14 protein-coding genes and 1 riboswitch are annotated in these 14,538 nt (G+C 73.6%); of the genes, 9 read left to right on the forward strand and 5 right to left on the reverse strand.

Going from position 1 to position 14,538, the window contains the following annotated elements; genetic code table 11:
- Positions 1 to 183 precede the first annotated feature (183 nt).
- The 8 genes from ACZ5WC_RS23250 (at position 184) to ACZ5WC_RS23285 (ending at position 9,478) form a co-directional block, all read left to right on the forward strand.
- Positions 184 to 1,218, forward strand: a complete 1,035-nt coding sequence (locus tag ACZ5WC_RS23250) for a beta-ketoacyl-ACP synthase 3 (RefSeq protein ID WP_468542708.1) — start codon at positions 184 to 186, stop codon at positions 1,216 to 1,218.
- A complete protein-coding gene (locus ACZ5WC_RS23255) occupies positions 1,202 to 2,458 on the forward strand; it encodes a beta-ketoacyl-[acyl-carrier-protein] synthase family protein (protein WP_468542590.1) in 1,257 nt (418 codons plus the stop codon). Before ACZ5WC_RS23250 ends, ACZ5WC_RS23255 begins: the two co-directional genes overlap by 17 nt.
- Positions 2,459 to 2,519: 61 nt before the next feature.
- A complete protein-coding gene (locus ACZ5WC_RS23260; RefSeq protein WP_468542591.1) occupies positions 2,520 to 4,541 on the forward strand; it encodes an acyl-CoA dehydrogenase family protein in 2,022 nt (673 codons plus the stop codon).
- Between the two features lie 113 nt (positions 4,542 to 4,654).
- Positions 4,655 to 4,930: an acyl carrier protein gene (locus tag ACZ5WC_RS23265; protein WP_096623919.1), complete on the forward strand. Its 276-nt coding sequence runs from the start codon at positions 4,655 to 4,657 to the stop codon at positions 4,928 to 4,930.
- Positions 4,927 to 6,150: a beta-ketoacyl-[acyl-carrier-protein] synthase family protein gene (locus tag ACZ5WC_RS23270; RefSeq protein ID WP_468542592.1), complete on the forward strand. Its 1,224-nt coding sequence runs from the start codon at positions 4,927 to 4,929 to the stop codon at positions 6,148 to 6,150. Before ACZ5WC_RS23265 ends, ACZ5WC_RS23270 begins: the two co-directional genes overlap by 4 nt.
- A gap of 156 nt (positions 6,151 to 6,306) precedes the next feature.
- A riboswitch (cobalamin riboswitch) is annotated at positions 6,307 to 6,493 on the forward strand.
- Between the two features lie 62 nt (positions 6,494 to 6,555).
- The gene (locus tag ACZ5WC_RS23275) at positions 6,556 to 7,602 is read left to right on the forward strand and encodes an ABC transporter substrate-binding protein (protein WP_468542593.1); all 1,047 of its coding nucleotides are present in this window, start codon (positions 6,556 to 6,558) and stop codon (positions 7,600 to 7,602) included.
- Positions 7,599 to 8,690, forward strand: coding sequence for a FecCD family ABC transporter permease (locus ACZ5WC_RS23280; RefSeq protein ID WP_468542594.1), 1,092 nt, complete (start codon positions 7,599 to 7,601; stop codon positions 8,688 to 8,690). Before ACZ5WC_RS23275 ends, ACZ5WC_RS23280 begins: the two co-directional genes overlap by 4 nt.
- Positions 8,687 to 9,478 (forward strand): ABC transporter ATP-binding protein, encoded by a 792-nt coding sequence (locus tag ACZ5WC_RS23285; protein ID WP_468542595.1) that lies wholly within the window; start codon positions 8,687 to 8,689, stop codon positions 9,476 to 9,478. The genes ACZ5WC_RS23280 and ACZ5WC_RS23285 overlap by 4 nt, the downstream gene beginning before the upstream one ends.
- A 111-nt stretch (positions 9,479 to 9,589) precedes the next feature.
- On the opposite strand, the gene ACZ5WC_RS23290 is transcribed toward ACZ5WC_RS23285, so the two are convergent.
- Positions 9,590 to 10,681, reverse strand: a complete 1,092-nt coding sequence (locus ACZ5WC_RS23290; RefSeq protein WP_468542596.1) for a PRC and DUF2382 domain-containing protein — start codon at positions 10,679 to 10,681, stop codon at positions 9,590 to 9,592.
- 305 nt (positions 10,682 to 10,986) lie between these two features.
- Positions 10,987 to 11,175 carry a hypothetical protein gene (locus ACZ5WC_RS23295; protein WP_468542718.1) on the reverse strand — a complete coding sequence of 63 codons (189 nt, stop codon included), beginning with the start codon at positions 11,173 to 11,175 and terminating at the stop codon, positions 10,987 to 10,989.
- Here ACZ5WC_RS23295 and ACZ5WC_RS23300 point away from each other — a divergent pair.
- Positions 11,107 to 11,775 (forward strand): adenosylcobinamide amidohydrolase, encoded by a 669-nt coding sequence (locus tag ACZ5WC_RS23300; protein WP_468542709.1) that lies wholly within the window; start codon positions 11,107 to 11,109, stop codon positions 11,773 to 11,775. The genes ACZ5WC_RS23295 and ACZ5WC_RS23300 overlap by 69 nt on opposite strands.
- A gap of 150 nt (positions 11,776 to 11,925) precedes the next feature.
- On the opposite strand, the gene ACZ5WC_RS23305 is transcribed toward ACZ5WC_RS23300, so the two are convergent.
- The 3 genes from ACZ5WC_RS23305 to ACZ5WC_RS23315 all read right to left on the reverse strand — a co-directional run bounded on the left by ACZ5WC_RS23305 (position 11,926) and on the right by ACZ5WC_RS23315 (position 14,485).
- Entirely contained in the window at positions 11,926 to 12,444 is a 519-nt protein-coding gene (locus ACZ5WC_RS23305; RefSeq protein ID WP_468542597.1) for a thioesterase family protein, read from the reverse strand.
- A gap of 56 nt (positions 12,445 to 12,500) precedes the next feature.
- Complete coding sequence (locus ACZ5WC_RS23310; protein WP_468542598.1) at positions 12,501 to 13,502, reverse strand: 3-hydroxyacyl-CoA dehydrogenase NAD-binding domain-containing protein; 1,002 nt, start codon at positions 13,500 to 13,502, stop codon at positions 12,501 to 12,503.
- Between the two features lie 89 nt (positions 13,503 to 13,591).
- On the reverse strand, positions 13,592 to 14,485 hold the full coding sequence (locus ACZ5WC_RS23315) for a beta-keto acid cleavage family enzyme (protein ID WP_468542599.1): 894 nt from the start codon (positions 14,483 to 14,485) through the stop codon (positions 13,592 to 13,594).
- Between the last annotated feature and the right edge of the window lie 53 nt (positions 14,486 to 14,538).

Genomic DNA, 14,538 nt, shown 5'->3' on the forward strand with positions numbered 1-14,538 from the left:
CGTTCGGCGCAGTCGAACGCATCCTCGTGAGACGTTCCGCCGTTCGTCAACCGGTTGCAGTACGACAACGGGATCGGGGCAGCGGTGGCATCGGGGCAGCGGGTGGCGAGGAGACGGGCGGCCGGCAGCGGTACGGAGCCGGAGGCGCGGGCGGGCGTCTTAGCGGCCGGGGCGCGCACGGCGCTGTTGGAGAGCGTGGCGGGCTGGGTGCCGGGGGAGCCCGTCGGCAACGACCGGCTGCCCCTCGACTGGGACGTGGACGACGCCTGGGTCCGCCGCCGCACCGGCATCGGCAGCAGGCACCGCGCCGGGCCCGGGGTGGCCACCGGCGACCTCGCCTACGAGGCGGCCTCCCGGCTGATCGCGGGCTGCCCGGCGGCCGGACCCGTGGACGCCGTGCTCCTCGCCACCGCCACCCCCGACCACCTCTGCCCCGGCACCGCCCCCGCGCTCGCGGCCCGGCTCGGGCTCGGCACCGTACCGGCGCTGGACATCGCCGCCGTGTGCAGCGGCTTCGTCTACGGACTCGCCGTCTGCCACGGGCTGATCGCCTCGGGCCTCTTCGAGCGGGTCCTGCTGGTCGGTGCCGACGTCTACTCGACCTGGCTCGATCCGGCCGACCGCTCGGCGGGCGTCGTCTTCGGCGACGGGGCGGGCGCGGCCCTGGTGGCCGCCGGGCAGTCCGGCGATCCCGGCGAGCTGCTCGCGTTCGACCTCGGCAGCGACGGCACCGGCTACGACCTGATCACCGTCCCCGGCGGCGGTGCCCGTGCCCGGTCCGGCCGGAAGCCGTCGGAGCCGGACGACGCGTACTTCCGGATGCAGGGCGGCACCGTCTACCAGCACGCCGTCGAGCGGATGACCGGGTCGTGCCGCACGCTCCTGGACCGGGTCGGCTGGGACCCGGCCCAGGTGGACCGGTTCGTGCCGCACCAGGCCAACGCCCGCATCCTGAGCGCCGTCGCCGACCGGGTCGGCATCGCGCCGCAGCGCTGCGTCACCCACCTGGAGCGGGTCGGCAACACCGGCGCCGCCTCCATCCCCCTCGCCCTGGCCGACGCGGCGGACCAGGGGCTGCTGCGGGGCGGCGACCGGGTGCTGATCACCGCGTTCGGGGGCGGGCTGACCTGGGGTTCGGCGGCCCTGCGCTGGCCGGGGACCCCGCAGACGATTTCCACGGATTCTACGGAAGGAACACAGCATGTCGCTCCCCGCTGATCAGGGCACCGAGGCCGCAGCCGGCACCGCGATCGCGGTGACGGGGGTCGGTCTGGTGACACCCGCAGGGGCGGACGAGCACAGCTTCTGGGAGGGGCTGTGCTCCGGGCACTCCACCGCTCGGCGGTGCGAGGAACTGGCCGGTCTGCCGGTCGACTTCGCCTGCCCGGTCGACGGCATCGACCTGGACGCCGCGGTGGGCGGCCGGTCGGTGTGGCGGATGGCCAGGTTCGTGAAGCTGGCCGTGGTGGCCGCCCGGCAGGCCGTCGCGGACGCGGGACTCGACCCCGCGCGGTGGGACGGCACCCGGGTCGGGGTGGTCCTCGGCGTGGGCGTCGGCGGTGTCTCCGTACTGGTGGACAACGCGGCGAAGTTCGCGGGCTCGGGCCCCGACGCGGTCTCCCCGCTGCTCGTCCCGATGATGATCCCCAACGCGGCGGCGGGCGAGGTCGCCATCGCGCTGAAGGCGGGCGGCCCTAGCCTCGCCCCCGCGACCGCCTGCGCCTCCGGGGCCACGGCCATCGCCGTCGCCCGCGACCTGCTGCTGGGCGGCGGCTGCGACGTGGTGGTGGCGGGCGGCGCCGAATCGGTGCTGACCCCGCTGGTGGTGACCGCCTTCGCCCGGATGGGCGCCCTGTCCACCCGCACCGGCGACCCGGCGGGGGCCTCGCGGCCGTTCGCCGCCGACCGGGACGGCTTCGTCATCGGGGAGGGCGCCGCCATGCTCGTCCTGGAGCGGGTGGAGACGGCCCGCGCCCGGGGCGGCCGTCCGCGCGCCCTGCTCACCGGGGCCGGGTCCAGCACGGACGCGCACCACCCCACCGCCCCGGCCCCCGACGGCCAGGGCGCCCAACGGGCCGTGCAGGCCGCCCTGGACCAGGCGGGCTGGGCGCCCGGAGAGGTCGACCACATCAACGCCCACGGCACCTCAACGCCCCTGAACGACGCCATGGAGACCACCCTCATCTCCCGGCTCTTCCCGCACCGCCCGCCGGTGACCGCGCCCAAGGGCGTCGTCGGACACACCCTGGCGGCGGCGGGCGCGATCGAGGCGGTGGCCACGGTCCTGACGCTGGAACGTTCCGTCATTCCGCCGATCGCCAACCTGGACGCGCTCCCCGACGCGTTCCCGCTCGACTGCGTGCTGAAGGAGGCACGTCCCCGGCGGATCGAGACGGCCGTGAGCCACTCCTTCGGCTTCGGCGGACACAACGTCGCCCTCGCCTTCCAACGCACCTGATCCGTACGGCCGTTTGGGACGGCGAGGGGTGTCCTCGCCGTTCCTTGATCGTTCCCATACCGTGACCGTAACCACGAACGACGCGGCCCCGCCGTCCACGAACGACCTGCTCACCGGTGTGCTCTTCGGGCCGAACTTCCGCCGGGAGCACGGCTTCTGGCGGCGACTGCTCACAACAGAACCGTTTCGCCGCCCCGGTGGCGGCACCCCTGACGAACGGCTCGCCCTCTCCTACCACCGACTGCGCATCCTCAACAACGCGCTGGACAGCGGCGCGAGGCTGGCCGCCGACCCCCGGGCACTGGCCGCCCTGCACGAGTGGCTGGGCCCGGTCGACCCGGCGCTGACCACCGTCGCGGGCATCCACTACAACCTCTTCCTCGGCAGCCTCCTCGACCATGACCCGGGCACACTCCGTGATCTGTCGGACTACCTCGCCCTGCAGCGCGTAGGCACCTTCCTCTGTACGGAGGTGGCCCACGGCAACGACGCGGCGGCCGTCGAGACGACCGCGACCTACGACCGCGAACGCGACGGCTTCGTCCTGCACACCCCGCACGCCGGGGCGCAGAAGTTCATGCCCAACACCAGCCCCGCCGGCGGTCCCAAGTCCGGTGTGGTGGCGGCGAGGCTGCTCGCCGACGGCGCCGACCACGGCGTCTTCCTCTTCCTCGCCCCCCTCACCGACGACGTCCGCGCCCTGCCGGGCGTACGGGTGCGGCGGCTGCCCGCCCGGATGGGATCGCCGGTCGACCACTGTCTGACCTCCTTCGACCAGTACTTCGTCCCGCGTGACGCGCTGCTCGACGGTGCGCAGGGGCGGATCGGCGAGGGCGGCCGGTTCACCAGCGAACTGGCCAACCGCAGAAGGCGGTTCCTCGCCTCCATCGGCCGTGTCACCCCCGGCAAGCTCTCCATGAGCGCCTGCGCGGTCGGCTCCGCCCGGGTCACCCTGGCCATCGCCGTCCGTTACGCGGGCCACCGGCTGATCACCGGGTCGCGGGCCGCGCAGCGCGTCCCCGTCTACGCCCACCGCACCCACCACGGGCCGCTGGCCGACGCGATGGCGACCGTCTTCGCGATGAGCCTGCTGCACCGCAGGGCGCTCGACCGCTGGGAGTCGGCTCCCGACGCCGACCGGGACGAGGCGGAGCGTCTGGTGGCCGTCGCCAAGGGCTGGATCACCTGGCAGGCACGCGGCGTCATCGTCGAGTGCCGTGAGCGGTGCGGGGCCCAGGGGCTGCTGGAGAACAACGGCATGACCGAGCTGTTCACCGGCATCGAGGGCGCGATCACCGCCGAGGGCGACAACCTGGCCGTGCACGCCAAAGCCGCCGCCGAGATGCTGTTCAGCGCCACCACCCGGGAGGCGGCGGACGAAGGGCCAGGCGACCTCGACGAGCCCGCCTTCCTGGACCGGCTGCTCACGGCCGTGGAGGACCTGTGGTTCGCCCGTGCCCGCGAGCGGATGAGCGCCGCCGCGCCCGGCGACCGGCTCGGGCGCTGGAACGCCGCCTCCCCGGCCGCGCTGCTCGGCGTCGAGGCGTACGGCTACCGGCAGGCGGGCGAGGCGTTCGAGCAGGCCGTGGCCTCCCTGCCGGAAGGGCCCGCGCGTGATCGGCTCGCGGAGCTCCGGCGGCTGTTCGCGCTGCGGTGGATCGCCCGCAACAGCGGCGACCTGCTCGCCACCGGACGGCTGACCGCCGATCAGGTCACGTTTCTCCCCGACGCGGTGGAGGACGCGATCGCGGCCGTGGCCCGGCACACCCCCGCCCTGGTGGAGTCCTTCGCCCTGCCGGAGCGGCTGATGTCGGACTGGCCGATCGCCGGACCCGGTTACGCGGCGGCCTACGACGACCCCGAGGGGCCGTGGCACCGGGGCCGCATGGCCGGAGCCGGGGGCCGTCCCGGGGAGTTCCGGCGGCCCGCCCGCGGCAGCAGGAGGCGCCCGCTGCGCGAGAGGGTGGCGTCGCTGGGCGTCCGCGGGGTCCTGCTGGCGTACTGGGGAACCACGTCCATGGTCTCCCGATGGTTCGAGAAGCCGCAGGTGAGCGTAGACGAATCGGTTCGCCCCAGGGCGTAACCGGAAGATCGTCTTCCAGTTACTTCGGCGGTGGGTCGCTGCGTTCGACCACCTGCCGTTCCAGCGACGCCGATCACACGACGCCGATGACACACACAGGAAGAGGAATCACCGTGAAGACCATCCACCCGAAGATCACCGAGGTGCTGACCGAGACGTTCAAGGTGCCCGCGGCCGAGATCCTGCCGGAATCCACCATGGACAGCCTGGAGATGGACTCCCTGGCGGTGGCCGAGTTCGCGGTCATCATCAAGGAGACCCTCGGCGTCGACGCCGACTCCGAGAAGCTGTACAAGGACGCCACGCTGGCCGACGTCTCCGCGTTCATCGACGCGGCCGTCGGCGGCGCGGCGGCCGGGGCCACGGTGCCGGTGAGCAACACCCGATGAAGCGACCCGCCATCGCCGTGACCGGCCTGGGAATGATCACCCCGGTCGGCACCACCACCGAAACCACCTGGGAGGGGGTCCTGGCCGGGCGGTCGCCCGCCCGGACCGTCCCCGAACTGGACGGCTGCGCGGTCGACTTCGCCTGCACGGTCTCCGGCATCGACCTGGACGACGCGGTCGGCGGACGTACGGCCTTCCGCATGGGCCGGTACGTCAAGTTCGCCGTACTCGCCGCCCGGGAAGCGGTCGCGGACGCCGGACTCGACCCGGCGCACTGGGACGGAGCCCGCGTCGCCGTCGTCGTCGGCACCAGCAGCGGAGGCTCGGCCGGACTCACCGAACAGGCCGTCGCCCTGGAACGGCGGGGCCCCGAGGCCACCTCGCCCTCGGGCATCCTGCTCACCATCCCGAACATGCCCGCGGCCGAGATCGCCATCCGGATGAAGGCCACCGGGCCCAGCCTGGCGCCGTGCACGGCCTGTTCGTCCGGGGTGACCGCGCTGTCCGTGGCCCGGGACCTGCTGACCCTCGGCCGGTGCGACATCGCGATCGCCGGGGCCACCGAGTCGATCGTGTTCCCGGTCGCCATGACAGGCCTCGCCCGCTCGGGCGCGGCGGCACCGCGGGACGGCGACCCGGCCCGCCTCTGCCGCCCCTTCGCCGCCGACCGCGCCGGTCTCGTCATGGGGGAGGGCGCCGCCGTCATGGTCCTGGAGCGGGCCGACGAGGCGCACGCCCGGGGGGCCGCACCCCGGGCGCTGATCACGGGCGTCGGGGAGACCACCGACGCCCACCACCCCACCAGCCCCCACCCCTCGGGGGACGTCGCGCGGGCGGCCGTGGACGCCGCACTGCGCGACGCGGGCTGGCGCGCCGAGGACGTCGGCCATGTCAACGCGCACGGGACGTCGACCTCCCAGGGCGATGCCACCGAGGCCGCCCTCATCGGCCGGGCCTACCCGCACCGGCCGCCCGTCACCGCCCCCAAGGGGGTACTGGGCCACTGCATGGGGGCGGCCGGGGCCATCGAGACCGGTCTGACGATCCTCACGCTCCAGCACGGGCTGATCCCGCCGATCGCGAACCTGGACGCCCCGGCCCCAGGGTTCGACATCGACTGCGTCACGAAGACGCCGCGCGAACTGCCCTTCCGGCGTGCCGTCAGCCACTCCTTCGGCTTCGGCGGCCAGAACGCGGTGATCGCCCTACAGGCGCCGTAACGCCGTAACGCCGTAACGCCGTAACGCCGTAACGGAAGCCGGCGGGCCGGTGCGGCCGGACGATCCCGCGCCGTACCGTCCCGCCCCGGCCGCCTTCCCGGACGTCATCCCCAGCGCACTCTCGTCTCACCGCCTCTGATTCCGCGCGAAGGCGCGTGATAGCTTGCCGGGGCCAGTCGAACCCCAACGACGGGGTCAGGGAATCCGGTGCGAAACCGGAACTGACGCGCAGCGGTGAGGGGGACGGGCGGGGCCACGGCCACTGGAGTACTCACCTGCTCCGGGAAGGCGTCCCGCCCGGACGAACCCGAGTCCGAAGACCTGCTGGCGCCCGCGCCCCGCACCGGGGCACGGGAACCGTACGACGGGCTCCGCGGCTGGGCCCAGAGACACCGAGGTCCTTTCGTGCTGCCCACGGCCCTGCCCGCCCCGATACGCACCGCTGCCCTGTTCGCTGCGGGACTCGTCCTGCTGACGGCCTGCGGCACCACCACCGACCGGGCCGCCGACGGCGGCGGCAAGGCCGACGGCTATCCGGTCACCCTCAAGAACTGCGGGCGCACCGTCACGGTCAAGGCCCCGCCGCAGCGGGCCGTCTCGGTCGACCAGGGGTCGACGGAGATCCTCCTCTCGCTCGGCCTCGCCGACCGCCTCGCGGGCAGCGCCACCTGGAGCGACCCGGTCATGAAGGGCCTGGAGAAGGCCAACGCGCGCGTCGAGCGGATATCCGAGAACCGGCCGTCGTCGGAGAGGGTCCTCGACAAAGAACCCGACTTCCTCAGCGCCTCCTTCGCCTCGACCCTCGCCAAGGGCGGCGTCGCCCCCCGCGAGCAGTTCGAGAAGCTCGGCGTCCCCACCTACATCTCGCCCGCCGACTGCACCGGCAAGGACAACAGCGGCGGCGGCGACGGAGCCCGTACCGCACCCCTCACCATGGACAGCGTCTACACGGAAGTCCGCGAACTGGCCCAGGTGTTCGGGGTGCCCGAGCGTGGTGACGCCCTGGTGAAGAAGCTCCAGGCGCGGGTGGAGAAGGCCACCGAGGGCATCGACGCCTCCGAAGCGTCGCTCCTGTACTGGTTCTCCGACTCCAAGGCCCCCTACCTCGCGGGCTGCTGCGGCGCCCCCGGCGTCATCACCAAGGAACTCGGCGCGAAGAACGTCTTCGACGACACGCACGACGAATGGCCCCAGATCAGCTGGGAGACCGTCGCCGACCGCAACCCCGACGTCCTGGTCATCGGCGACCTGAGCCGTACGACGCAGACCGCCGAGAGCGCCGAGAAGAAGATCGAGTTCCTTGAGTCCAACCCGGTCACCCAGACCATGGACGCCGTCAAGAACCGCCGTTACGTGCTGCTCAGCGGCCAGGCGATGAACCCGACCATCCGCACCGTCGAGGGCCTGGAGCGCGTCGCGGCCGGACTGCGCGACTTCGGCCTCGCGGGGTGAGCACGGACAGTCGTACGGCCGTGGAGCGGGCCGGCGCACCGCCCCTCGCCGACCGGCCCCGCCCGGCCCGCGGCGGCGGGCCGCTCGCCGTGCTGCTCTGGGCCGGCGGCCTGCTGCTCCTGCTGCTCTCCGTCGCGGTCGCCGTGACCATCGGGCCCGCCCGGATCTCCGTGCCCGACGTCTGGTCGGCCGTCGCGGCCCACCTCGGGATCGGTGACTCGGAGCTCAGCCCGATCCGGGACGGCATCATCTGGAACCTGCGGATGCCCCGGACCCTGCTCGCCGCCGTGTGCGGCGCGGGGCTCGCGGTGTGCGGGACGGTGATGCAGTCCCTGCTGCGCAACCCGCTGGCCGACCCGTTCGTCCTCGGCGTCTCCTCCGGCGCCTCGACCGGGGCGGTCGTGATCGTGGTGCTCGGCGTCGGCGGGGGAGCGGTGTCCCTGTCCGCCGGGGCCTTCGTCGGGGCGATCTGCTCCTTCGCCCTCGTGCTGCTGCTCAGCCACACCCTGGGCGGCACCACCGACCGGGTCGTGCTCTCCGGCGTCGCCGCGATGCAGCTCTTCTCCGCCCTCACCTCCTTCGTCGTGATGACCTCCGCCGACGCCGAGCAGACCCGCGGAGTGCTGTTCTGGCTCCTCGGCTCGCTCGGCGGCGTCGGCTGGAGCGAGGTCGCGTTCTGCTCCGCCGTCCTCGCCGTCTGCCTGGTGGTCTGCCTGGCCCACGCCCGTACGCTCGACGCCTTCGCCTTCGGGCAGGACGCGGCCGCGGCGCTCGGTGTCGACGTGGGCCGCACCCGGATCGTGCTGCTGTGCACCACCGCCCTGCTCACCGCCGCCCTCGTCAGCGCGGCCGGGGCGATCGGCTTCGTCGGCCTGGTCCTGCCGCACGCCGCCCGTGCCCTGACCGGTTCGGGCCACCGGCGACTGCTCCCGGTCACCGCGCTCGCCGGGGCCGTGTTCCTGGTGTGGGTCGACACCCTCGCCCGGACCGTCCTGGACCCGCAGGAGGTGCCGGTCGGCGTCGTCACCGCCCTGATCGGCGTCCCGGTCTTCGTCCTCGTCCTCTACCGCACCCGGAGAACGGCATGACGCACACCGCCGCCCCCGCCCACGGGCTGAGCGCCGAGCGGGTCAGCAGGAATGCGGGCGGACGGCTCATCCTCGACGGGGTCGACATCGCCCCGCCGCCCGGCGCCACCGTCGGGCTCCTCGGCCCCAACGGCTCCGGCAAGTCCACCCTGCTGCGGATTCTCGCGGGCCTCCTCGCCCCGGCCACCGGGGTCGTCACCCTGGACGGCCATCCCCTCGCCGGTCTCGGCCGCCGTACCGTCGCCCGCCGGATCGCCGTGGTCGACCAGCACGCGGTCACCCAGGTCGACCTCAGCGTCCTCGACGTCGTACGCCTGGGCCGCATCCCGCACCGGCGCGCCTGGTCCGCCCCGGACCGCACCGACGAGGAAGCCGTCGCCGACGCACTGCGGCGCACCGGCCTCGCCGACCGGTCCGGGCAGTCCTGGCACACCCTGTCCGGCGGCGAACGCCAGCGCGTCCAGATCGCCCGCGCCCTGGCCCAGCAACCCCGCGAACTCCTCCTGGACGAACCGACCAACCACCTCGACATCCAGCACCAGCTGGACCTGCTCGCCCTGGTCGCCGCCCTCCCCGTCACCAGCGTCATCGCCCTGCACGACCTCAACCTCGCCGCGATGTTCTGCGACCGGATCACCGTGATGAAGGCGGGCCGGGTCGTCGCGGGCGGCGCCCCGGCCGAGGTGCTCACCGAGGAACTCATCGAGGACGTCTACCGGGTGCGCGCCGTCGTCACCCCCGACGGCCCGGACGGGCGGCCCTCGGTACGGTTCCTGCCGCGCCGCTGAAACCGAGGACGGCAGCGGACAGCCCGCCGGGCGGACTCGGAGGTACGAGCCCGCCCGGCGGCCGAGGACGTGGGAGCGGCCGTGGAGGCCACCGGTGAAACGGCTGCGCGGTCAGCGGCGGCGCCCCTGGCCGAACTCGCCACCGGCGTCCTTGCCGGTGCCCATGTCCTTGCCGTCCGCGTAGTCGATCTTCTCCTTGCGGACCTCGGCGGAGACTTCCTTCTGCTCGGTGACCCGTTCGGTCTCCAGCCGGACCCGTTCCACCGGCACGGCCTCCTTGCGCACGGTGGCGCGCTCCGCGTGCAGCGTGACCTCGACGTCCTGCTCGCCGATATCCGTGGTGCCGGTGGTCTTCTGGCCGGGCTGGAGGGGTTCGCGGACCACGCGTACCTCTTCGTGGGACACGGGCACGGTCCGGGTGACCTCCTCGGTCACCACGTACTTGTGCAGCCGCGCCTTGCCGCTCTCGTACTCCTCCGTGCCGACGTGCAGTTGCTCCTCGGAGCGGATCAGCTCATCCTTGCCGCTCATGTCGGCGGCCCGGGACGTGCCCGCTCCGGCACCCGCCAGCGGGCGCGCCGTGGTGGCGGCGTCCGTGTCGCGATGCCTGCCCGTACCACCACTGCCTGCCCCGGCCATGCCCGCTCCTGCCGTCGTGCCCGCACCCGCCGCTCCGGCGCCCGTCCCCACCGTCGTGGCCTTCCCGGTCGCCTTGGCGCCCGGCGGCGTCCCGGCCGTTCCGGTCGTACGGGTCATGCCCGCAGCGGCCCCACCGGCAGCTCCGGCCGTCCCCGCGGCACCTGCCCCACCCATCGTCCCGGTCCCGGCGACCGTCGGCGCGTCCATGCCGGTCGGCCGGTTCTCACCGAGATTGCCGGACTTCCGGTTCAGGCCGTAGTGCCGGTACAGCTCCTCCTCCTCGGCGACGGAGAGATGCGCGTCCGCGTCCAGCCGAGGCGCGTCCTTGACGCTCTCCTTCGGATGCGCGACATGCAGGTCGGAGCCCACTCGACGGGCTCCGGCGAGCGGTACGAAGCTCTCCTTCATGCCGAACAGGCCGGTCTTGACCGTCACCCAGTCGGGCTTGCCGGTGGCGTCGTCGACGTACACCCGGCCCACACTGCCGACCTTCTCGCCCTGGTTGTCGTACACGGTCAGACCGTCGAGCTCTCCGGAATCCGTGAAACCGTCAGCGGCTCCCATAACCGATTCCTCCTCTCGGGCACGCCCTGTGGGTGGCTCCACCAGATGTGGCGCGTCCGGCTTCCATCGCGCCTCACCCGCATGGACGCTGCAACCGCCCGCCCGCCCGGGCCGCGCCCACGGAGCCTCCCGGGGCGGGCTCCGGGAGGCCCGGCGAGCGGCGCCGGGCGCGGTACGACGGGCTGGTGCGGCCCCGACCGGAATTAGGCCGAACGGGTGAAGGCGTGCGGTGTCCGTGCGGGAGCGGCGCCGCCCGCACGAGGTCTGCGGGTGCCCGCAAAGGATCAGGGGGTCCCCGCATAGGATCATGGGGTCACGGCGACCTCGGGGAAGCCCACAGCCGACCCGCCGACCCGCCGACCCGCCGACCCGCCGACCCGCCGACCCGCCGACCCGCCGACCTGCCGAGCCACCAGGGGTGCGCCATCCGTTCCGTACGCGTCCAGCTGCCCGCGCAACGCGGTGAACTGCGCGACCGGCACGAGGACGGGCACCGCCTCCACCACCTCCTCTGGCGGCTGGGACCGGGTGTCCGGGTGTGCAGCAGCGCGGTACTCGGCGGCGGCATCGGGGCCCGCGCCTGGATCCTCAACGTCCAGGTCCCCGGCGGCTACCCCCGCCTCGACCCGGACCGCCACCTCGCCGAGATCGCCGCGGCGGAGGGGCTCACCGGCCCCGGCGCCGGGCTGATGACCGCGGCCGAAGTCGCCGCGTACACCACCGGGCACGACGGCGGCGTCACCGCGACCGTCACCGCGGGCCTCGGTGTACGGGGGTGGGCGGCGGTCCCGGACGAGAGCACGGGGTCACCGCACGAGCCCGGCACGGTCAACATCGTCGTCACCGTCCCCGTCGCCCTGTCCGACGCCGCCCTCGTCAACGCCGTCGCCACCGCCACCGAAGCCAAGGTCCAGGCGCTCCTGGACGCCGGACTCGACTGCTCCGGAACCCCCACGGACGCGGTGTGCGTCGCCGCCCCGGAACCGGGCCCGGCCGGCGGTGAACCCTTCGCCGGACCCCGCTCCGCCTGGGGCGCGCGGATCGCCCGGGCCGTGCACACCGCCGTACTGGCAGGGGCCCGCCCGGCGCGGTGAACGGGGTCGGTTCACCGTGACCGGATGCCGCCCCACCGCGTCGGACAGGCAGCCCTGCTGGTGGTGCGCGGTCGCCTTCGGCCGCCTGCGACCGGAAGTGGACCACGATGTCCGCGCCGCGCTGGATCGTGCGGCGGGTTCCGTCCCGGCTCAGCGGGGCGTCGGCACCTCGGCGATGGAGCGGCCCGCCCACGCGGGGGCCGGTTCGGTGAGCCCCGCCAGCCGTGCCCGGACGGCTTCGGGGAACGGTGTGGTGCGGCCCGCCTGTTGGTCCACGTGGAGCGCGAGCAGTTCGCTCGTCGCGACCGGGGCGGCCTCCGGTTCCGGTACGGCGTCGGGCGAGCCGAGCGCGTACAGCTCGTGGCAGAGGCGCACCTTCTTCGCGTCCGTCCCCAACAAGCGCGTGCGGATGGCGAGATGAGCGCCCTCGGCCACGTCGCGGAGGTAGCGTATGTGGGACTCGACGGTGTAGAGCGAGCAACCGGTGCTCTCGCGGTATCCGGCGTGCAGGCCGGTCTCGATCATCATGGCGTCGGTGGCGTGCCCGAAGACCAGGACGTAGAACGCCTCGCTCATATGGCCGTTGTAGTCGATCCACTCGGGCCGCACGGTCCGGCGGACCAGGGGGAGTTCGGTGGCGTCCCCGACCGCGGCCGTCTCCTCTGTCATCTCTGCCTCCTCTGCCACCGCTGTCTCCGCTGTCGCCTCAGGGGTCTGCTGCTCCTTCATCGGGTGGCCTCCTCGGCCGACCGGGGCAGGCGACCGGTCGCGCGCAGGACGTCGATCACGCCCCGGTCGCGCTCGGCCACCAGGTCGGCGATGCTCCGGCCGTCGGCCGCCTCCTCGCAGCCCGCGACCACCGCGTCGTACAAGGCGCGGTCCAGTTCGGGGGCTTCGAGCCGGGTCCAGGGCGACTTCAGGGAGGGACCGAAGTGGTCGAGCATATGGGCCATGCCGCCCTCGCCGCCCGCGAGGGCGAACGTCAGCATCGGGCCCATCACCGCCCAGCGCAGCCCCGGTCCCTCGGTGATCGACGCGTCTATCTCCGCCACGGTCGCCTCACCGTTCGCGACCATGTGCAGGGCCTCCCGCCACAGGGCTTCCTGGAGCCGGTTGGCGATGAAGCCCGGCACCTCGCGGTCCATGGTGATGACGGACTTGCCCGCGGCCCCGTAGAAGCGCGAGGCCCACTCCACCGCCGCGGGAGCGGTCCGTTCGCCGCCGACGACCTCGACCAGGGGGATGAGGTAGGGCGGGTTGAAGGGGTGTCCGACGACGAGCCGTCCGGGGGTGGCGGCCTCGGTCTGCATGTCCGTCATCGGGTAGCCGGAGGTGGACGAGGCGATCACCGTACCGGCGGGGGCGGCGGCGTCCAGCCGGGCCAGCAGGTCGCGCTTGAGGTCCAGCTTCTCCGGGGCGCTCTCCTGGACGAACTGGGCCTCGGCGACGGCCTCTTCGAGTGTCGCGGCAACGGTCAGCCGGTCCGGCGACGCGTCCTCGGCCAGGCCGAGCTGCTCCAGCGCGGGCCATGCGGCGGCGATCAGGCGGCGCAGCCGGGCTGCCGCGTCGGGTGCCGGGTCCCAGGCGGTGACGTCGTAACCGCGGGCGAGGAAATGGGCGGCCCAGCCACCGCCGATCACCCCGGCCCCGATGCACGCGACGCGGCGTACGTCCTCCGGGGCGCAGGGGGCGGGGGCGGGCACGGCGGCCGAGGGGGTGACAGACACAGACGGCACTCCAGAACGAGGTGGGGGGGAAGAGGCGGGAGAGGCGGGCGAGGGGGGCGAGGGGGGAAAGGGGAGGCGAGGGGAGAGCGTCAGGTGCGCGGGCGCAGGCCGAGCTTCTTGCGGGCCTCGTCAGGCGTGGCGACCCGGGAGCCGAGGGACTCGGTGATCCGTACGGCGCGCTCCACCAGCTGGGCGTTGGTGGCCTTGACGCCCTTGCCCAGGTAGAGGTTGTCCTCCAGGCCGACCCGGACGTGTCCGCCGAGCAGGATCGACTGCGCGACCCACGGCATCTGCATCCGGCCGAGGGCGAAGCTCGCCCACTGGGCGCCGGTGGGCAGCATGTTGACCATCGACTGGAGGACGCCCGGGTCGGCGGGCGCGCCCCACGGGATGCCCATGCAGAGCTGGAAGACCGTGGGGTCGTCGAGCAGGCCCTCGGCGAGGAGCTGCCTGGCGAACCACAGCTGCCCGGTGTCGAAGATCTCCAGCTCGGGCCGGACCCCGAGTTCCTGGATGCGCTTCGCGCCGGTGCGCAGCATGTCGGGGGTCGAGACGTAGAGGTTGCTGCCGTCGCCGAAGTTGAGCGAACCGCAGTCCAGGGTGCAGATGTCGGGCAGCAACTCCTCGACGTGCGGCAGCCGTTCCAGCCCGCCGACCAGGTCGGTGCCCGGCAGCCTGCGGAGCGGGGCCTGCGGGTCGATCACCAGGTCCCCGCCCATTCCGGCGGTCAGATTGATGACGACGTCCGTGCCGCTCTCCCGGATGCGCTCGACGACCTCGCGGTACAGGCGGGGGTCGCGGGAGGGCGCGCCGGTGTCCGGCTCACGGACATGGATGTGCACCACGGCCGCCCCGGCCCCGGCGGCCTCGACGGCGGACACGGCGATCTGCTCGGGGGTCACCGGAACATGGGGGCTTCGACCGACGGTGTCACCGGCTCCGGTGAGGGCGCAGGTGATGATGACGTCCTGGTTCACGGGCATGTGGGGGCGTCTCCTCTCGGGGAGTGGGGAGTGGGGAGTGGGGAGTCTTCGGG

The sequence above is a fragment of the Streptomyces sp. NPDC033165 genome (genome assembly GCF_055577965.1).

Coding starts and splice junctions, on each gene's coding strand:
- ACZ5WC_RS23315 (WP_468542599.1), bottom strand. CDS start 14,485: ATGCCCGTGAACCAGGACGTCATCATCACCTGCGCCCTCACCGGAGCC.
- ACZ5WC_RS23255 (WP_468542590.1), top strand. CDS start 1,202: ATGTCGCTCCCCGCTGATCAGGGCACCGAGGCCGCAGCCGGCACCGCG.
- ACZ5WC_RS23270 (WP_468542592.1), top strand. CDS start 4,927: ATGAAGCGACCCGCCATCGCCGTGACCGGCCTGGGAATGATCACCCCG.
- ACZ5WC_RS23290 (WP_468542596.1), bottom strand. CDS start 10,681: ATGGGAGCCGCTGACGGTTTCACGGATTCCGGAGAGCTCGACGGTCTG.
- ACZ5WC_RS23285 (WP_468542595.1), top strand. CDS start 8,687: ATGACGCACACCGCCGCCCCCGCCCACGGGCTGAGCGCCGAGCGGGTC.
- ACZ5WC_RS23305 (WP_468542597.1), bottom strand. CDS start 12,444: ATGACAGAGGAGACGGCCGCGGTCGGGGACGCCACCGAACTCCCCCTG.